Origin of the sequence: Micromonospora sp. WMMC273 (assembly GCF_027460285.1) — a bacterium.
Classification (GTDB): domain Bacteria; phylum Actinomycetota; class Actinomycetes; order Mycobacteriales; family Micromonosporaceae; genus Micromonospora; species Micromonospora aurantiaca.
The window spans coordinates 2,005,533-2,024,356 of the sequence record NZ_JAPZBE010000001.1; the positions used below are offsets into that span (position 1 = coordinate 2,005,533).

At 70.9% G+C, this 18,824-nt stretch carries 15 protein-coding genes and 1 tRNA gene; 13 read left to right on the plus strand and 3 right to left on the minus strand.

The genetic code is table 11. The features are described 5' to 3' along the window. The first annotated feature begins 230 nt into the window (after positions 1-230). Together O7611_RS09535 and O7611_RS09540 are read left to right on the plus strand one after the other, a co-directional pair. Positions 231-1,961, plus strand: a complete 1,731-nt coding sequence (locus O7611_RS09535) for a CTP synthase (protein WP_194799859.1) — start codon at positions 231-233, stop codon at positions 1,959-1,961. A gap of 13 nt (positions 1,962-1,974) precedes the next feature. Continuing rightward, positions 1,975-2,580, plus strand: coding sequence for an NUDIX domain-containing protein (locus tag O7611_RS09540; protein WP_194799860.1), 606 nt, complete (start codon positions 1,975-1,977; stop codon positions 2,578-2,580). Between the two features lie 67 nt (positions 2,581-2,647). Here O7611_RS09540 and O7611_RS09545 read toward each other — a convergent pair whose 3' ends face one another. Further along, the gene (locus O7611_RS09545) at positions 2,648-3,001 is read right to left on the minus strand and encodes a TM2 domain-containing protein (protein ID WP_370584891.1); all 354 of its coding nucleotides are present in this window, start codon (positions 2,999-3,001) and stop codon (positions 2,648-2,650) included. Positions 3,002-3,187: 186 nt separating this feature from the next. On the opposite strand from O7611_RS09545, the gene ald reads away from it, so the two are divergent. From ald to O7611_RS09600, 11 genes are all read left to right on the plus strand, one after another. Next, on the plus strand, positions 3,188-4,303 hold the full coding sequence (ald, locus tag O7611_RS09550) for an alanine dehydrogenase (RefSeq protein ID WP_194799862.1): 1,116 nt from the start codon (positions 3,188-3,190) through the stop codon (positions 4,301-4,303). 11 nt (positions 4,304-4,314) lie between these two features. Next, a complete protein-coding gene (locus O7611_RS09555; protein WP_269696585.1) occupies positions 4,315-5,286 on the plus strand; it encodes a site-specific tyrosine recombinase XerD in 972 nt (323 codons plus the stop codon). A gap of 204 nt (positions 5,287-5,490) precedes the next feature. After that, positions 5,491-6,414 carry a ParA family protein gene (locus O7611_RS09560; protein WP_013285595.1) on the plus strand — a complete coding sequence of 308 codons (924 nt, stop codon included), beginning with the start codon at positions 5,491-5,493 and terminating at the stop codon, positions 6,412-6,414. A gap of 41 nt (positions 6,415-6,455) precedes the next feature. Continuing rightward, on the plus strand, positions 6,456-7,562 hold the full coding sequence (locus O7611_RS09565; RefSeq protein ID WP_269696586.1) for a segregation and condensation protein A: 1,107 nt from the start codon (positions 6,456-6,458) through the stop codon (positions 7,560-7,562). A gap of 4 nt (positions 7,563-7,566) precedes the next feature. After that, positions 7,567-8,520, plus strand: coding sequence for an SMC-Scp complex subunit ScpB (scpB, locus tag O7611_RS09570; RefSeq protein WP_269696587.1), 954 nt, complete (start codon positions 7,567-7,569; stop codon positions 8,518-8,520). Beyond that, the gene (locus O7611_RS09575; protein WP_194799866.1) at positions 8,507-9,277 is read left to right on the plus strand and encodes a pseudouridine synthase; all 771 of its coding nucleotides are present in this window, start codon (positions 8,507-8,509) and stop codon (positions 9,275-9,277) included. Before scpB ends, O7611_RS09575 begins: the two co-directional genes overlap by 14 nt. 173 nt (positions 9,278-9,450) lie before the next feature. Next, positions 9,451-10,131, plus strand: a complete 681-nt coding sequence (cmk, locus tag O7611_RS09580) for a (d)CMP kinase (protein ID WP_269696588.1) — start codon at positions 9,451-9,453, stop codon at positions 10,129-10,131. Continuing rightward, a complete protein-coding gene (der, locus tag O7611_RS09585) occupies positions 10,128-11,534 on the plus strand; it encodes a ribosome biogenesis GTPase Der (RefSeq protein ID WP_370584894.1) in 1,407 nt (468 codons plus the stop codon). Before cmk ends, der begins: the two co-directional genes overlap by 4 nt. 148 nt (positions 11,535-11,682) lie before the next feature. Further along, positions 11,683-11,756, plus strand: a tRNA-Pro gene (locus tag O7611_RS09590). Positions 11,757-11,875: 119 nt separating this feature from the next. Further along, positions 11,876-13,021, plus strand: coding sequence for a site-specific integrase (locus O7611_RS09595; protein ID WP_113974857.1), 1,146 nt, complete (start codon positions 11,876-11,878; stop codon positions 13,019-13,021). A gap of 133 nt (positions 13,022-13,154) precedes the next feature. Continuing rightward, positions 13,155-13,400 carry a helix-turn-helix domain-containing protein gene (locus O7611_RS09600; RefSeq protein WP_187691570.1) on the plus strand — a complete coding sequence of 82 codons (246 nt, stop codon included), beginning with the start codon at positions 13,155-13,157 and terminating at the stop codon, positions 13,398-13,400. 846 nt (positions 13,401-14,246) lie between these two features. Here O7611_RS09600 and O7611_RS09605 read toward each other — a convergent pair. Together O7611_RS09605 and O7611_RS09610 are read right to left on the minus strand one after the other, a co-directional pair. Further along, positions 14,247-15,548 carry an IS256 family transposase gene (locus O7611_RS09605; protein WP_269696589.1) on the minus strand — a complete coding sequence of 434 codons (1,302 nt, stop codon included), beginning with the start codon at positions 15,546-15,548 and terminating at the stop codon, positions 14,247-14,249. Between the two features lie 166 nt (positions 15,549-15,714). Next, positions 15,715-18,198: a tetratricopeptide repeat protein gene (locus tag O7611_RS09610; protein WP_269696590.1), complete on the minus strand. Its 2,484-nt coding sequence runs from the start codon at positions 18,196-18,198 to the stop codon at positions 15,715-15,717. Positions 18,199-18,824: the final 626 nt, after the last annotated feature.

Genomic DNA, 18,824 nt, shown 5'->3' on the forward strand with positions numbered 1-18,824 from the left:
GGTCGGGGAGGTGGCGGGGTCGAGGCCCGGCGGAAGGCACCACACCGGCGAAGTGGTGTCGATCAAGGGCCCGGATCCGGGCCGGATCCGGCCTCACGTGCGCCGACAGCGGGTGCGACGCCGGCTCACGGTCCGGATGGTGTTACCGTGGAATCCCGTGGATCGCGTGATCACTCTGCTGATCGGCACGGCGGTTCGCACGACCGCTACGGACGACACGGGAGCAGGCCTTGGCCCCTACAGCACGGACGACCAGGCACATTTTCGTCACCGGGGGCGTCGCCTCCTCGCTGGGTAAGGGCCTCACCGCCTCCAGCCTCGGGAGTCTGCTGACCGCGCGCGGACTGCGCGTGGTGATGCAGAAGCTCGACCCGTACCTGAACGTCGACCCCGGGACGATGAACCCGTTCCAGCACGGCGAGGTCTTCGTCACCGAGGACGGTGCCGAGACCGACCTCGACGTCGGGCACTACGAGCGGTTCCTCGACCGGGACCTCTCCGGCAAGGCGAACGTCACCACCGGCCAGATCTACTCGGCGGTGATCGCCAAGGAGCGGCGGGGGGAATACCTCGGCGACACGGTGCAGGTCATCCCGCACATCACCAACGAGATCAAGGCCCGCATCCGCGGCATGGCCGACCCGGACGCCGACGGCCAGGTACCCGACGTGGTGATCACCGAGGTCGGCGGCACCGTCGGCGACATCGAGTCGCTGCCGTTCCTGGAGTCGATCCGGCAGATCCGCCACGACCTGGGCCGGGACAACTGCTTCTACCTGCACGTGTCGCTGGTGCCGTACCTGGCGCCGTCGGGCGAGCTGAAGACCAAGCCGACCCAGCACTCGGTGGCGCAGCTGCGCAGCATCGGCATCCAGCCCGACGCGCTGGTCCTGCGCTGCGACCGGGAGATCCCGGACAAGGTCAAGGAGAAGCTGTCGCTGTACTGCGACGTCGACCGGGAGGCGGTCACCGCCGCCCCGGACGCGCCGAGCATCTACGACATCCCGAAGGTGCTGCACCGGGAGGGCCTCGACGCCTACGTGGTGCGCCGGCTCGGCCTGTCGTTCCGCGACGTGGACTGGACCCGCTGGGACGACCTGCTGGAGCGGGTTCACCAGCCCCGGCACACGATCACCGTCGCGCTCGTCGGCAAGTACGTCGACCTGCCCGACGCGTACCTGTCGGTGAGCGAGGCGATCCGGGCGGCCGGGTTCGGCCACCGCGCCCGGGTGCAGCTCAAGTGGGTGCCCAGCGACGACTGCGTGACCCCGGCGGGCGCCGCCGCCGCGCTGTCCGGCGTCGACGGCATCGTGATCCCCGGCGGTTTCGGCGTCCGCGGCATCGAGGGCAAGGTCGGCACCGCCCGGTACGCGCGGGAGAACGGCATCCCGCTGCTGGGCCTCTGCCTCGGCCTGCAGTGCATGACCATCGAGGTGGCCCGCCACCTGGCCAACCTCGACGGGGCGAACTCGCTGGAGTTCGACGAGGAGGCCGTGCACCCGGTCATCGCCACCATGGCCGACCAGGAGGACATCGTCGCCGGGCGCGGCGACCTGGGCGGCACCATGCGGCTCGGGGCGTACCCGGCGAAGCTGGCGGAGGGCTCGATCGTCGCCGAGGCGTACGGCAGCACCGAGGTCAGCGAGCGGCACCGGCACCGGTACGAGGTGAACAACGCCTACCGGGACCAGCTCACCAAGGCCGGGCTGACCATCTCCGGCACCTCGCCGGACGGGCGGCTGGTCGAGTTCGTCGAGCTGGACCGCAACCTGCACCCGTTCTTCGTGGCCACCCAGGCGCACCCGGAGCTCAAGAGCCGTCCCACCCGGCCGCACCCGCTGTTCGCCGCGTTCGTCGGCGCCGCCGTGGCGTACTCGCAGGCCGACCAGCTGCCGGTGGACCTGGACGGCGCGGCGAAGAAGGCCGGCCGCGGCGGTGGCGCGAAGGCGTCCGCGAAGTGAGCGGGGCGGCGGCGTGAGCGGCGTCGAGCACCGGTACGAGGTGACCGGCCGCCGCCAGATCTGGTCCGGCCGGATCTTCTCGGTGGTCAGCGACGACGTCACCATGCCCGGCGGCGGCAGCGCGACCCGCGACTACGTGCGGCACGTCGGCGCGGTCGCCGTGGTGGCGCTCGACGACGCCGGTCAGGTGGTGCTGATCCGCCAGTACCGGCACCCGGTCGGCCGGCACCTGTGGGAGCTGCCCGCCGGGTTGATGGACGTCGGCGGCGAGGACCTGGCCGCCGCCGCGCTGCGGGAGCTGGCCGAGGAGGCGGACCTGACCGCGGGCCGCGTCGACGTGCTCGTCGACCTGCACAGCTCGCCCGGTTTCACCGACGAGGTGGTGCGGGTCTTCCTGGCCCGCGACCTGGCCGACGTGCCGGCCGACCAGCGGCACGACCGGCACGACGAGGAGGCCGACCTCCAGGTGGTCCGCGTGGACCTGGACGAGGCGGTGCGGATGGTGCTGGCCGGCGAGATCACCAACGCGTCCTGCGTGGCCGGGCTGCTCGCCGCCGCCCGCGCCCGGGACACCGGCTTCAGCGAGCTGCGCCGCCCGGAGGCGCCGCTGCCGCGCTGATCCGGGACGGACGACGAAGGGGCCGCGCGGTGCGACGCACCGTGCGGCCCCTTCCGTGTGCCTGCGCTCAGTCGCGCAGCGGGCGGCCCTGTCCGTCGACGCCACCGTTGACCAGGATCAGGATGCCGTCGATGGTGCCCCAGAGCGCGCCGAAGCCACAGGTCACGACGCTCACCACGAGCTGGAGGACGCCGGTCTTGGTGTCGCCCATGTAGAACCGCCCGGCGCCGAAGAAGCCGAGCAGGATGCCGAGAATGCCCGCGACGACCTTGCTCTTGTCCGAGACGCCCTGCGGGTACTGCTGATAAGGAGTGGTCATGAGCGGACACAATAGTGATCGGTTCACATCCTGTCGGCCTCGCCACCCAGCCGGTGGGAAGATGTCATCGAACTTTGTCCTCTCGGCGGATGGCGTCTCCACCGGGCAGTCCGAGGCATGCCTGACACACCGTCAGGACCAGCGGGCACCGGATGTCACAGTGTCGCCGTCCGTGGGCTTCCCACGGGCCTAGACTGCCGCCGGCGGGACAGGAGGACCGCGCCGGCAACGGAGCCGGCGCGGCCGCGCAGTCGGGGGTGAGCCGCCCCGGAGGAAGGTGTCTGCATCGTGAAGGTCGGAATCCCCCGCGAGGTCAAGAACCACGAGTACCGGGTGGCGATCACGCCCGCCGGCGTCAACGAGTTCACCCGCCACGGCCACGAGGTCTTCGTGGAGGCAGGCGCCGGAGTCGGCTCCAGCATCACCGACGACGAGTTCGCCGCCGCCGGCGCGAAGATCCTGGCCACCGCCGACGAGGTGTGGGACACCGCCGATCTGGTGCTGAAGGTCAAGGAGCCGATCGCCGAGGAGTACCACCGGATGCGCGAGGGGCAGGTGCTGTTCACCTACCTGCACCTGGCCGCGTCCCGTGAGTGCACCGACGCGCTGGTCGACCGGAAGGTCACCGGCATCGCGTACGAGACGGTCGAGCTGCCCGACCGCTCGCTGCCGCTGCTGGCCCCGATGTCCGAGGTGGCCGGCCGCCTCGCCCCGCAGGTGGGCGCCTTCTACATGATGCGTACCGGCGGTGGGCGGGGCGTGCTGCCCGGCGGCGTCTCCGGCGTGTACGCCGCGAAGACCGTGGTCATCGGCGCGGGCGTGTCCGGCCTGAACGCCGCCGCCATCGCGCTCGGCCTGCAGTCCGAGGTGCTGCTGCTCGACAAGAACGTGGCCCGGCTGCGCTCCGCCGACGCCATCTACCGGGGCCACCTGCAGACCGTCGCCTCCAACGCGTACGAGATCGAGCGGGCCGTGCTCGACGCGGACCTGGTCATCGGCGCGGTGCTGGTGCCCGGCGCGAAGGCCCCGAAGCTCATCTCCAACGAGCTGGTCTCCCGGATGAAGCCGGGCAGCGTGCTCGTCGACATCGCCATCGACCAGGGCGGCTGCTTCGAGGACTCGCGCCCGACCACGCACGCCGACCCGACCTACAAGGTCCACGACTCGATTTTCTACTGCGTGGCGAACATGCCCGGCGCGGTGCCGAACACCAGTACCTACGCGCTGACGAACGTCACCCTGCCGTACGCCCTCGAACTGGCGAACCAGGGCTGGCAGCAGGCGCTGCGCAACGACCCGGCGCTGGCCCTGGGCCTGAACACCCACGCCGGCAGGGTCGTCTACGGCCCGGTCGCCGAGGCGCACGGCATGGACGTGCTGCCGCTGGACGAGGTGCTGAGCTGACCGACGCCGCCGTGCGCGCGGCCGGCGCGGAACCCGCGCCGGCCCTGCGCCGTGCGGTCCGGACCTATCTGGACCACCTCACCGTCGAACGCGGGCTGTCCGCGAACACGCTCGCCTCGTACCGCCGGGACCTGGACCGCTACCTCGCCACCCTGGCCGCCGCCGGGGTGGACGACCTGGCCGCCGCCGGACCCGCGCAGGTCGAGGCCCACCTGGCCCGGCTGCGTGCCGGCGACGACGACCACCCGCCGCTCGCCGTCTCCTCCGCCGCACGCGCGGCCAGCGCGGTACGCGGCCTGCACCGCTTCGCGCTGCGCGAGGGACTGGCCGGCGCCGACCCCAGCCGCGACGTCCGCCCGCCCGCGCCGCCGCGCCGGCTGCCCCGCGCGCTGCCCGTCGACGCGGTCCTGCGGCTGCTGGAGGCCGCCGACCTGCCCGGCGCCACCGGCGACGCCGCCGCCCGCGCGCTGCGTGACCGGGCGCTGCTGGAATTCCTGTACGGCACCGGCGCGCGCATCTCCGAGGCGGTCGGCGCGGCCGTCGACGACCTCGACCTGGACGCCGGCGCCGTGCTGCTGCGCGGCAAGGGCGGCCGGACCCGGCTGGTCCCGGTCGGCGGGTACGCGGCCGACGCGCTGCGCGCCTGGCTGGTCCGGGGCCGCCCGGCGCTGCTCGCCGCCGGGCGCGGCACCCACGCGGTGTTCGTCAACGCGCGTGGCGGCCCGCTCACCCGGCAGGGCGCCTGGGCGGTGCTGCGTACCGCCGCCGCCCGGGCCGGCCTGCCGGTCGACGGTCCCGACGCGGTCTCGCCGCACACGCTGCGCCACTCGTACGCCACCCACCTGCTCGACGGCGGCGCGGACGTACGCGTGGTGCAGGAACTCCTCGGTCACGCGTCGGTGACCACCACCCAGGTCTACACGCTGGTGACTGTGGAGCGGCTGCGCGAGGTGTACGCGACAGCGCATCCGCGCGCCCGCTGAGCGCAGCGGGCGCGCGCGAGCCGCGCCCGCTGCTGACGGGCGGCCGACACGCCGACCCGCTACCGAACGCGCTGCTGGCCGGTGGCGTACAGTCGGCATCGGCGCGGGCCTCCAGGTGCGACGGACCGGGGGTGCGCAGCGGCGCCGCGAGGGACGTCGGACGGCTCCGACGCCGGGTGGTCGTCGGGAGGGGGCAACGAGGACATGGCAGGAAACGGTGACCGTGCCGAGACCTGGACGTCGGAGCTCCGTGAGCAGCAGGCGACGCTCGGTGCCGATCTCGGCCCCGCCGACCCGGCCGCGTACACCATGCGCAAGCCGATCCCCGAACCCATGCCGACCGACCGGCACGGCCCGGCGCGGATCATCGCGATGGCCAACCAGAAGGGTGGCGTCGGCAAGACCACGACGACCATCAACCTGGGCGCGGCCCTGGCCGAGTACGGCCGCAAGGTGCTGCTCGTCGACTTCGACCCGCAGGGCGCCCTCTCCGTCGGGCTGGGCGTCAACCCGCACAACCTGGACCTGTCGGTCTACAACCTGCTGATGCAGGACGACGTCACCGCCGAGGACGTCCTCATCAAGACCGACGTGGCCGGCCTGCACCTGCTGCCCGCGAACATCGACCTCTCCGCCGCCGAGATCCAGCTCGTCAACGAGGTCGCCCGCGAGATGGCACTGGCGCGGGTGCTGCGGACCATCCGCAAGGAGTACGACTTCATCCTGATCGACTGCCAGCCCTCGCTGGGCCTGCTGGCGATCAACGCGCTCACCGTCGCGCACGGCGTGCTCATCCCGCTGGAGTGCGAGTTCTTCAGCCTGCGCGGTGTCGCGCTGCTGCTGGACACCATCGACAAGGTGCGCGAGCGGCTCAACTTCGACCTGGAACTCGAAGGCATCCTCGCCACCATGTACGACAGCCGCACCACCCACTGCCGCCAGGTGCTGCAGCGGGTGGTCGAGGCGTTCGGCGACAAGGTCTACCAGACCGTCATCACCAAGACGGTGAAGTTCCCCGAGTCCACGGTGGCCGGTGCCCCGATCACCACCCTCGACCCGGCCTCCTCCGGCGCGCGCAACTACCGGCAGCTCGCCCGGGAGGTCATCGCCGCCCAGGCGGACCGGTAGGGCGCACGCCGGCCGCCCGCCGCGTCGTCTACGGTTTCCCGGTGACCGCACCGCCCCTCGACCCGCCGCACGGCCCCGGCGACCCCGCCGTCGCCGCGGAGCTGGCCGCCGAGGTCGACGGTGTGGTGCCCGCCGACCCGGGCACCGGCGAACAGGCGAGTGGCTTCACCGTCCGGCTGGACAACTTCACCGGCCCGTTCGACCTGCTGCTCCAGCTGATCAGCAAGCACAAGCTGGACGTCACCGAGGTCGCGCTGCACAAGGTGACCGACGAGTTCATCGCGTACCTGCGCGCCCTGGGCGACCAGTGGGACCTGGACGAGACGAGCGAGTTCCTGCTCGTCGCCGCCACGCTGCTCGACCTGAAGGCGGCCCGGCTGCTGCCCTCGGCCGAGGTCGAGGACGAGGAGGACCTGGCGCTGCTGGAGGCGCGGGACCTGCTGTTCGCCCGGCTCCTGCAGTACAAGGCGTACAAGGAGGCCGCCGCGCACATCGCCGAGCTGGAGGCGGTCGGCGGCCGGCGCTACCCGCGGGCGGTCACCCTCGAACCGCGGTACGCCGAGGCGCTGCCCGACCTGGTGCTCGGCATCGGTCCGGAGCGGCTGCGTACGCTCGCGGTCAGGGCGATGAGCCCGAAGCCGGTGCCCGAGGTCTCGATCGCGCACGTGCACATGGTCCGGGTCAGCGTCCGGGAACACGCCGGCATCATCGCCGACCGGCTGCGCCGCGCCGGGGTCGCCACGTTCTCGCTGCTCTGCGCCGACTGCGAGATGACGCTCGAGGTGGTGGCCCGGTTCCTGGCGCTGCTGGAGCTGTACCGGCAGGGCCTCGTGGCGTTCGTGCAGGAGCAGGCGCTGGAGGAACTGACAGTCCGCTGGACCGGCCCGGCCGACGGCGAGGCCGAGCTGACAGTCGACGAGTACGCCGGCAGCCCCGAACCCACGACCGCGTCCGTCTCCGCCGCCCCGGCCGACGCCGCTGCTCCGGCCGGCGACTCGGCCGCGGTGGCCGGCGACCCTGCCGCGGTGGCCGGCGATGCCGCCGAATCCGCCGGCGCCGCGGTGCCGAGCGGCGTCGCCGCAGATGCCGCATCCGACGCCGCCGTGCCCGCCGAGGCGGCGGGCGAACCCGCACCGACGCAGGAGTGAACGGATGAGCGACGAGGAACGCCGCGACTCCCTGGCCGACCAGGCCGCCGCATGGGTGCCCCCGTGGGAGCGCCCCGCCCCGCCCAAGCCCGCCCCGGACGACTCCGACTCGCCCGCCGAGCACCCGGACCCCGACATCACGGACACCGCGTCGGAGTCCTCCGCAGATCTTGGAAGCGAAGGGCCCCCAGAGGGGCCATTTCCTTCCAAGATCGCCACGATCGGGACGGATCTTGGCACGGGGGCGCCCCTCGGAGGGCGGGACCGTACCAAGATCTCGGGGGAGAGCGGGGCCGGGGACGACGCCGCCATGACCGCGCGGGACGCGGGGCAGCAGGCGGGTGCTGACGGCGTACCCGCTAAGCGGGGACGGCGGCGAGCCGTGCCGGAACCGGTGCCCGCGCCGGTCCTGGACGACGCGGAGCTGCGCGGCGCCCTGGAGGCGATCCTGCTCGTGGTGGACCAGCCGGTCAGCGAGCTGGTGCTGGCCGAGGTCCTCGAACAGGCCCCCGAGCGGGTCGGCGCGATGCTCGACGAGATCGCTGCCGGGTACACCGCGGCCGGGCACGGGTTCGACCTGCGCCGGGCGGCGGGTGGCTGGCGTCTCTACACCCGGCCGGAATACGCGACGTACGTGGAGCGGTTCGTACTGGACGGGCAGTCCGTGCGGCTGACCCAGGCCGCGCTGGAGACCCTCGCCGTGGTCGCCTACCGGCAGCCGGTGACCCGTTCGCGCATCTCGGCCATCCGGGGTGTCAACTGCGACGGGGTGCTCCGTACCCTGGTGGGTCGCGGCCTGGTCGAGGAGTGCGGCACCGAAGCGGACAGCGGGGCCTACCTCTACCGGACCACCACCATGTTCCTGGAGAAGCTGGGGCTGAACTCGGTGGACGACCTGCCGCCGCTCGCCCCGTTCCTTCCCGACGACGTAGAAGAGCTTGCCGATGCGACGCGATGACCGTGCCCCGAAGCCCGACGCCCCCGTGTACGAGGGCGCCGAGCGCCTCCAGAAGGTGCTCGCCGCCGCGGGGGTGGGTTCCCGGCGCGCCTGCGAAGACCTGATCTTCCGGCGCCGGGTCACCGTGAACGGGCGGGTGGCGCAGCTCGGCGACAAGGCCGACCCGACCCGCGACGTGATCGTCGTCGACGGGGAGCGGCTCCAGGCCGACGTCCGCCTGGTCTACGTGGCGATGAACAAGCCGCGTGGAGTGGTCACCACGATGGCCGACGAGAAGGGCCGCACCGAGCTCGCCGACTTCATCGGCGCGCGACTGGAGCAGCGGGTCTACCACGTCGGGCGGCTGGACGCCGACAGCGAGGGCCTGCTCCTGCTCACAAACGACGGCACCCTGGCCCACAAGCTCATGCACCCGTCGTACGAGGTGCTCAAGACCTACCTCGCCGAGGTGGCCGGGCCGATCCCGCGCAACCTGGGCAAGCGGCTGACCGCCGGCATCGAGCTGGAGGACGGGCCAGTGAAGGTCGACGGGTTCAAGCTGGTCGACACGCTCGGTAAATCCGCCCAGGTGGAGCTGACCCTGCACGAGGGGCGCAAGCACATCGTCCGGCGCCTGATGGCCGAGGTGGGACACCCGGTGTCCCGTCTGATCCGTACCTCGATCGGGCCGATCAAGCTCGGCGACCTGCGCACCGGGCGGATGCGGCGGCTCACGAACGCGGAGGTCGCCGCCCTGTTCAAGGCGGTGGGTGACTGACCCGCCGATCCGGGTACCGCTCCCGGTAGGCTTCGACGCGGTCCGCGGCCCGGCACACATGCCGGCCAGGCGGGACGCCCGCGCGGCGCGGGCAGAATTGACGACAGAACCATCCGCTCAACGGCGCCGGACATATCGGGCGACCTGCGAGGTACGGGCTGAGGAGGACAACGGTGGAGGAAAACGTACCGGCCGGGCTATGCGTGGTCGCTGTGGACGGGCCGTCCGGTTCGGGGAAGTCCACCGTGTCGCGGCGACTGGCGACGGGCCTCGGCGCCCGCTACCTCGACACCGGCGCCATGTACCGGGCGCTGACCTGGGCGGTCCTGCGCTCCGGCGTGGAACTCACCGACGCCGAGTCGGTGGCCAAGGTCGCCGCTGAGGCCGACCTCCGCATCGGCACCGACCCCCAGGGGTACGCCGTGACAGTCGACGGCACCGACGTGTCCACCGCCATCCGCGGCGCCGAGGTGACCGGAGCCGTCTCCGCTGTGGCCGCCGTCGCCGCCGTACGCGAGCTGCTGGTGGACCGGCAGCGGCGGGTGATCGCCGACGCGGGCCGCATCGTTGTCGAAGGCCGGGACATCGGCTCGGTGGTCGCGCCGGACGCGGACCTGAAGGTGTACCTGACCGCCTCCGAGGCGGCGCGCGCGAAGCGGCGCAGCGCCGAGGACGCCGCCGACGTCGCAGCGACCGCCGCCGACCTGGCCCGCCGGGACCGGCTCGACTCGACCCGCAAGGTCAACCCGCTGCAGCAGGCCCCCGACGCGGTGGTGCTGGACACCACCGAGCTGGGCATCGACGAGGTCGTGGCCCGCTTGCGCGAGATGCTCACCGAGCGGGGTGTCGCGTGAGCGAGGATTTCGAAGGCTGGGTGGAGTTGCGCGAGCCGGAGGCCGACTCCGGTGAGCCGACCGGCCCGCAGCCCGTGGTGGCAGTGGTCGGCCGTCCCAACGTCGGCAAGTCCACGCTGGTGAACCGCATCATCGGCCGCCGGCAGGCGGTCGTGGAGGACATCCCCGGCGTGACCCGGGACCGGGTGCCCTACGACGCACAGTGGAACGGCCGGGCGTTCACGGTGGTGGACACCGGCGGCTGGGAACCCGACGCCAAGGACCGTGCCGCGGCCATCGCCGCCCAGGCCGAGATCGCGGTGGTCACCGCCGACGTGGTGCTGTTCGTGGTGGACGCCATGGTCGGCTCGACCGACGTGGACGAGGCCGCGGTGAAGATGCTGCGCCGCAGCGCGAAGCCGGTCATCCTGGTCGCGAACAAGGCCGACAACACCACCATCGAGATGGAGGCGACCGCGCTGTGGTCGCTCGGCCTCGGTGAGCCGTTCCCGGTCTCGGCGCTGCACGGTCGCGGCTCCGGCGACCTGCTCGACGCCATCCTGGACGCGCTGCCCGAGGCGCCGAAGATCGTGGAGAACCGGCCGCGCGGTCCGCGCCGGGTGGCACTGGTCGGCCGTCCCAACGTCGGCAAGTCCAGCCTGCTCAACCGCTTCTCCGGCGAGGAGCGGGCGGTGGTCGACTCGGTGGCCGGCACCACTGTCGATCCGGTCGACAGCCTGGTCGAGATCGGCGGCGAGACGTGGCAGCTGGTCGACACCGCCGGCCTGCGCAAACGGGTCGGCAAGGCCAGCGGCACCGAGTACTACGCCAGCCTGCGCACCGCCTCGGCGATCGAGGCGGCCGAGGTCGCCGTGGTGCTGATCGACTCCAGCGAGGTGATCAGCGAGCAGGACCAGCGGATCCTCACCATGGTCGTCGAGTCCGGCCGGGCGCTGGTAATCGCCTTCAACAAGTGGGACCTGGTCGACGGTGACCGCCGCTACTACCTGGACAAGGAGATCGACCGGGAGCTGCGGCGCATCCCCTGGGCGATCCGACTCAACCTGTCCGCGAAGACCGGCCGCGCGGTCGACAAGCTCGCGCCCGCGCTGCGGAAGGCACTGGCGAGCTGGGAGACGCGCATCCCCACCGCGCAGCTCAACCAGTGGCTCACCGCGCTGGTCCAGGCCACCCCGCACCCGGTACGCGGTGGACGCGCGCCACGCATCCTGTTCGCCACCCAGGCCGGGGCGGCGCCGCCGCGGTTCGTGCTGTTCACCACCGGCCCGCTCGACGCGGGGTATCAGCGCTTCGTCGAGCGCAAGCTCCGCGAGGAGTTCGGCTTCGAGGGCAGCCCGATCGAGATCTCGGTACGCCCGCGCAAGAAGCTCGGCCCGGGCGGCCGGGGCAAGGCCCACGGCTGAGGCCCTGCTTGCCGCGTTGTTGTCGCGCCCACCCTCCTAGGATGCTCTAGGGCGTGTGGCGCGCGGCGCGGGAGGGGCCTCTGCGCACGGTGCGAAGATCCTGCGCTAAGCTGTACCGGCCGCCGCGGGGGAGACCTGGCGGGGGCATCGGGACGTGGCGCAGCTTGGTAGCGCACTTGACTGGGGGTCAAGGGGTCGTCGGTTCGAATCCGGCCGTCCCGACTGGTATTCACCAGCGGATATAGAAGATCGTGTGTGATCTTGCGGTAACGCTGGCGGTAACGGAGATCGCTTAACGTGGGCTGCATCCCTCGATCCCGTTACTGCGGAGGTGCAGCCGCATGGCTGTCTACAGCTACCGCCTCGCCAACGGCCAAGCCCGCTGGTTCTTCATCATCGACCTTCCGCCCGACACCAACGGGCGCCGTCGCCAGCACAAGCGGCAGGGGTTCCCCAACCAGGCCGCCGCGTTGAAGGCGGAGGACGAAGCGCGCGCCGCGTACGGCGGAGCGGATCTCGGCGCCGACGGCAGCGTCGCCGCGGAGTTGGAGGGCTGGCTCAACGAGCGCGAGTTGGACGTTCAGGAGACGACGCTCAGCAACTACCGGGACGTCATTCGTTGCTACGTGGTGCCGCACATCGGCGGCCGGCAGCTCTATGCACTCGACAAGCGGGTCATCCACGACCTCTACAAGAAGCTGCTGAAGAGTGGCGGCAAGAACGGTGGGCCGCTGTCGCCGACCACCGTCCGCATCGTCCACCGGATCCTGATGAAGGCGTTGGGCGACCTCGGAGTCAACGTCGACGGTGTACGGCAGCCCCGGCAGGCCGAGCGGGAGACGATGGGGCGTAAGGGCGTCTGGACGCCGGCGCAGTCGGCAAAGTTCCTGAAGCACCACGCCGACCACCGGCTGCGTGCCGCTTGGGTGCTAGCGATTGTCGTCGGTGCGAGGCGAGGGGAGTTGGCCGGGCTCAAGTGGCCGCGGGTCGACCTCGACCGGGGTGTCCTGCTGCTGCACTGGCAACGCACCACGACCAGCAACGGGGTGGTGGAGAAGGCGCCCAAGGGCAAGAGCAAGCGGGCGGTAGCGCTCGGACCGGCCCTGGTAGCGGAGCTGCTCGCCCACCAGACGCGCCAGGCGGTGGAGAAGGCCGACGCCGGCGTCCTCTACCACGACGGCGGTTACCTGTTCTGCCGAGAGGACGGGGAGCCGTACTACCCGAAGTACTTCACCGACCAGTGGGCGAAGGCGTGCGTTGACGCCGGCGTTCCCGTGATCGCCTTGCACGATGCGCGGCACACCTCCGCTACCACCGGTGCTGACGCTGGCGTTCCCGAGCACGTGATGCAGCGGCGGCTCGGTCACGCCGACAGCCGGACCACGCGGGAGGTCTACACCCACGTGTTGCCGGAGAGCGAGCGTCGGGCAGCGGAGCTGATGGAGGCGGTGCTCGGGGACGCTGCGACCTGGTCACCTGCGGCGTAATCCACGTTGGCTGGTAACGCCCGCTCGCGCTGGCAGTTCATTGCGTGCGGCAACGCAGCAGGTAAGGGGCCGACTGCACCGTGAGAGTGACGCCGGAACCGGCGTGCTCACGACTGCGGGGAGGGCGCGGACGATGTCAACCACAACGACCGGCGGACGTAAGGCGAGCCAGATGCAGGGCCGGGTATGGACGATCGAGGCGGTGCGTGAGCTCGGGGTCACGACCGATGTGGAGACCGCCGCAGCGATCCTCGGTATCGGACGTACCACGGCCTACGCCCTGGCCAGGAACAATCAGTTTCCAGTACGTCTCCTACGCGTCGGCCGGCGGTACCTGGTCCCCGTACAGGCGATCCTCAATCTGCTTGCCATGGAGTAGCCGGCAAGATTCGATAGGCTCCCAGGTCATGAAGCCCTGGCAGGTCAGTGTCGTTGTCGTGATTCTCCTGCTGGCTGGGTTCCTCGGATGGCTCGTGGCCTCTTATCGCAAGAGCCGCGACGGGCGGTGAACTAGATCCGCAAACACCACCTTCCAGATAGCTCGTGGCCGGCACCCAGTCAGGTGCCGGCCATGCTGCTGTCGACGACGCGCTGTTCCAGTCCGCCGTTGGCAACTGCGCGGTCGTCGACGGGCCTGTCCGGCTTACGCGGCCAACGGCAGCCGGTCGCTGGCGAGCCAGAACGAGGACCAGGGCCGGACCGCCGCCGCCGACGAAGGTGAGCGCGGCGGCCACCCTCCACGGGTGCGGACTGCCCACGCAGTCCAAGTGGCGTGCGACGCCCACCGCGAACACGAGCGCGGCTAGGGCGAGCACGATCGGCGCAATCCGAGCGCCGGCCCGATCGCTCCACTGCTGGCCCGACCAGTGCGCCATTAGCGTGGGCGCGATCACGGCCACCTCCGTCACCGCGGCGGCGCCGAGCGTTGCCAGATCTGGTAACCCTTGAAGGCCAGCGGCCCCGCCAACAAGCCTTCAGGAGGCCGGCAATGCGCTCGACCAAATTCGGCCGTCCAGGTTCCGACTGGATCATCACGCCGCCACTCCGCTCGCTCAAACCATTAAGTTGGCGTGCGCCGCGCAGCGGAGGCAACGCTACGAACGCCCCCTGAGCCACCCCCTCCCACCAGGGGTCGTGCTGGCCAGCCCCCTCTTGCGTCGCCGGTAAACCGGAATGGTCCGCGGTGGGTCTGTCAAACGAACGGTGTAACTCGGGTTGTTGACGGCTACTTGCGGCCTGCGGACAGGCGTCCTTCGAAGGCGATGTCGAAGGCGTTCAGGGCGGGTTTCCAGCGCATGGTCCACCGTCGGCGGCCCTGCCCGGTCGGGTCGAGGCTCATCACGGCGAGGTAGACGCATTTGAGCGCGGCGGCCTCGTTCGGGAAGTGCCCACGGGCGCGGACGGCGCGGCGGATGCGGGCGTTGACGCTCTCGATGGCGTTGGTGGAGCACACGACGGTGCGGATCTCGGCGTCGAAGGCCAGGAACGGCACGAACTCCGCCCAGGCCTGCTGCCACAACCGGACGATCGCTGGATACTTGCCGCCCCACGCCTCGGTGAACTCGGCGAAGCGAGCCCTGGCGGCGGCTTCGGTCGGCGCGGTGTAGACGGGCTTGAGAGCTTTGGCGATGGCGTCCCAGTGCTGCCGGCCGGCATACCGGAACGACGCCCGCAGCAGATGAATCACGCAGGTCTGCACCACCGCTTCCGGCCACACCTCGCCGATCGCATCAGGCAGCCCTTTGAGCCCGTCGCAGACCACCATGCACGCATCCGCCACGCCCCGGTTCTTCAACTCGGTGAGGACCTGAAGCCAGAACTTCGCGCCCTCGCCGCCGTCGCCGGCCCACAGACCGAGGATGTCCCGCGTCCCCTCGACGGTGACGGCCAGGGCCAGGTAGATGGGCCGGTTGGCGACCTTCCCGTCGCGGATCTTCACGTGCACCGCGTCGAGGAAGATCACCGGGTAGACCGGGTCCAGGGGCCGGTTCTGCCACTCCGTCATCCCCTCGATCACCTTGTCCGTGATCGTCGAGATCGTCTGCCGCGACACCTCGGCGCCATACACCTCAGCCAGGTGAGCCTGGATCTCCCCGGTGGTCAGGCCCTTGGCCGACAGGGAGATCACCATGTCATCCACGCCGGACAGTCGGCGCTGCCGCTTCTTGACGATGTGCGGGGCAAAGCTGCCATCGCGATCCCGCGGCACCTCAATCTCGACCGGGCCGACGTCGGTGAGCACCGTCTTGGCCCGCACACCGTTGCGGGAGTTCCCGCTGTTCTTGCCCGCCGGGTCGCCCTTGTCATAGCCCAGGTGATCGGTGATCTCACCCTCGAGCGCGGATTCCAGAACCCGCTTCGTCAGCTGCTGCAGCAGACCACCGTCGCCGGTCAACTGAAGACCCGCCGCACGGGCCTGCTCCACCAGCTGGGCGACCAGCTCCGCGTCGACACCCTCCGCCGGTTGCCCCGGCACGTTCCTCGCCCCAGCAGCAGTATCCACGGCGATCGTCGATCCATCAGACATCAGATGCTGCTCCTTGATCAGGAGTTACACCGTTCGTCTTACAGTCCCTCCGCGGTGGTTGGCTGGCAGCCGCGCGTATTCGTATGGTGCGAGTTCTTAGCTGTCACGCAGCCGCTGTTACTACGTGTGCTTATCGTTCTTGGCTTGCTCGAGCCGGTAGGCGAGGTTACTGCGCATGATTAGGGGTGTCGGGTGGTGGGGTTCCAGGACCTGCAGCCGGTCGGTGAGCAGCGGTTCGTAGGGGCGGCAGCGCTGGCCGGGTCCCGGCCTGTTCCCGCCAGTGGGCGAGGTTGTGGCGGGTGTCGAGGGTGTCGGGGTGCTCGACGCCCTGGACCCGCTCACGGATGGGGAGCAGCTCGGCGAGCAGGTCACGGGCGCCGGCTGGATCGCCCGCGGCCCCGATCGAGCGTGCGAGGTTGTGGCGGGTGTCCAGGGTGTCGGGGTGCTCGACGCCCACGAGCCGCTCACGGATAGGGAGCAGCTCGGCGAACAGGTCACGGGCGCCGGCTGGATCGCCCGCGGCCCCGATCGAGCGTGCGAGGTCGTAGCGGGTGGTCACGGTGTCGGGGTGCTCGACGCCCAGGACCCGCTCACGGATAGGGAGCAGCTCGGCGAACAGGTCACGGGCGCCGGCTGGATCGCCCGCGGCCCCGATCCAGTGCGCGAGGTTGTGGCGGGTGGCCAGGATTTCGGGGTGCTCGACACCCAGGACCCGCTCGTAGATGGGGAGCAGCTCGGCGAGCAGGTCACGGGCGCTGGCCGGATCGCCTGCCTTCCCGAGCCAGTACGCATGGTGGTTGCGGGTGTCCAGGGTGTCAGGGTGCTCGACACCCAGGACCTGCTCACGGATAGGGAGCAGCTCGGCGAACAGGTCACGGGCACCGGCCGGATCACCCGCCGCCCCGATCCAGCGTGCGACATTGTGGCGGGTGGCCAGCGTGTCGGGGTGCTCGACACCCAGGACCCGCTCGTAGATGGGGAGCAGCTCGGCGAACAGGTCTCGGGCGCTCTGGTGGAGGCCGGCTTCGCCGAGATAGCGGGCGGTTTTTTGTGTCAGGCCGCAGACGTCGATAAGTGTTTCGTCGCTGGTATCGGGTTGCGTGGTGGCTTGGCTGAGCAAGTCGGTGGTGTGCGGGGCGAGTGTCTGCCAGATGGGCCAGGTCGTGGGGTTGTCGGCGTCGAGATTGGTGGTGTTCTTCAGCAGGAGGGTGATGGACACGGCGAGGTAGGTGGTGTGCCGCTGGGTGGTGTGCAGAGGGCGGCGGCTGGTGTCGCGGACGAGTGGATGCAGCCGCGCGAGGGTCACGGGTGTCGAGCGCTGGGTTTGTTCGAGGGTGACCAGTCCTACACCGGTCAGGGCTTGCAGGAGCGTCGCGAGGCGCTCGCCGGTGAGATTAGGCAGGAGAGCGGCGGCGGCCAGGGTGGTCGGGTCGAGCAGGTGGGTGGGGATCGGGGCGTCGGCGAAGGTGGCCAGCAGCCGCAGCAGGATGCGGGCCTGCGGCAGGCCTCGCGTGTCGAGCAGGTCCAGCGATAGTTCCCAGGTCTGGTCGATGGTGCGGCGCGCCTGCGCCTCGCTGAGTGCGCCCGCGGCCAGTGTCGGTGTCGGTGTGTCGCCGGTGTCCAGTGCGGTGCGGTACCCGGCGAACGTCGCGGGTGAGCCCGCGACCCCGGTGCGGCGGACCTGGCTGATGGTCTGACCGGCAATACCCAGGGCCAGAGGTAGCCCGCCGAGGCGTTCGGCCAGTGCAGTGGCCTGCTCGACAGTGCCGGCGGCGGCGCCGGCGTGGTCTAGGAGCACGGCTGCGCCGTCGGCCGGAGTGAGCATCTCCACCGGATGCAGCCGATACCAGCCGCCGCGATCCCCGCCGTCGTGATACCGGGCCGCGGGCCAGGTGGCGGGATCACCGTCGCGGGTGGTGAGCAGCAGCAAGCCGCGGCGGTGCGGAACGGGCCGGATCCAGCCGCGCCCGGCAGCGACCGGTTCGTCGGGTGGAGTGAGCAGCCGGGTGTCGTCGGCGTTGTCGATGACTAGCAGCCAGCGCTGCGTCAACTGGTCCAGCATTCCCCAGACCAGGTCGGGGCCGCTGCCGGTGTCGGACCAAGCGTGCTCGATATCAGCGGCGGACGCGCCCAGCTCGACGGCGAGCTGCCGCATCCCGGTATCCAGCTGGGTGGCCGTGGCTGCCGATACCCACCACACCCGTACCCCGGCGCGAGTCAGCCGGCCCGCCACCAGCTGCGCGACGGTGGTTTTACCCGCCCCGCCCATCCCGTGCAGAACGTTGACCCGCGGCCGGTGACGACCTCGCCAGCTGTACAGGGCGGTCATCTGGTCGACCAGCCGGTCACGTCCTCGGATGTCGCGGTCGGTCACTTGCGGCGGGCGAAGCGACGCAATCGCCGGGCGGGTAGCGGCGGCCCGCCGAGGGACGAATATGTGCCGCACCGTCGCGCCGAGCCCTGGCGGGGTGTCCGTGCTGGCCACGCGCTGCTGGATCACCGCTAGCACCATCAGCAGCAGAACGGACGTGGCCACCACCGACCAGATCACCGTCGGGCTGTGCACCCACCGCCAGGCTGGCAGCATCCCAGTACCGATATTGGTCGCCATACCCAACGCCGCGGTGAGCACGACCACCACGGCTGCCATCGCGGCTAGGACCGCACCACGGCCATGCTGGCCAGGGCCGCTCACGAGCACCCCCGCAGGTCGATGTCGCGGCCGGCAACGGCCTTATCGTGTCGGCCCATCAGGCAACGACGGCCTTAACCTCTACCCAGCTCACGCCCCAGGCTGCCAACCGTCAGCCGCGCCCGACGAGGCGCGGCTGATTCATATCCGACACCCCGAACCAAGATCGAAATCCGTGGTGCTGGGACAGCTAAACAAGCGTGGGGCCGTCAACAGCGGACATGATCACTCCCGTCGATACCTGACATCCCAGTCTGACGGACCGGCACCCCGTCGTCACCTGTGAGAAGTATTCACGCTTAGGTCGCTGTCGGCTTGGCAGGCGTGCGTTCACCGGTAGCGGTTCCAGGTTCCGCTGGCGTGACGGCGTTGCTGGCGTAGCGCGGGAACGCGGGCGTCGACGAGCGGGAGATCGAGTTTTCGGAGCCAGCGGTGCAGGTTTGTGGGCGATGGGCTGGCCAGGAAGCCGGCCCGAGAAAGCCACCGGTCGGTGTATCCACTCGCGTCGAGGTCATCAGTCAGCCGTCTCAGGGAGTGCCGCAACGACGTCCGGAATGGGGCTCGGCGGGTCGCCGAGGCGTACC

What these genes read in the sequence shown, in the direction of transcription:
- O7611_RS09560 (WP_013285595.1), top strand. Translation starts at nt 5,491, where the DNA reads ATGGCAGGAAACGGTGACCGTGCCGAGACCTGGACGTCGGAGCTCCGT.
- scpB (WP_269696587.1), top strand. Translation starts at nt 7,567, where the DNA reads ATGAGCGACGAGGAACGCCGCGACTCCCTGGCCGACCAGGCCGCCGCA.
- O7611_RS09575 (WP_194799866.1), top strand. Translation starts at nt 8,507, where the DNA reads ATGCGACGCGATGACCGTGCCCCGAAGCCCGACGCCCCCGTGTACGAG.
- O7611_RS09595 (WP_113974857.1), top strand. Translation starts at nt 11,876, where the DNA reads ATGGCTGTCTACAGCTACCGCCTCGCCAACGGCCAAGCCCGCTGGTTC.
- O7611_RS09600 (WP_187691570.1), top strand. Translation starts at nt 13,155, where the DNA reads ATGTCAACCACAACGACCGGCGGACGTAAGGCGAGCCAGATGCAGGGC.
- O7611_RS09605 (WP_269696589.1), bottom strand. Translation starts at nt 15,548, where the DNA reads ATGTCTGATGGATCGACGATCGCCGTGGATACTGCTGCTGGGGCGAGG.
- O7611_RS09610 (WP_269696590.1), bottom strand. Translation starts at nt 18,198, where the DNA reads ATGGCAGCCGTGGTGGTCGTGCTCACCGCGGCGTTGGGTATGGCGACC.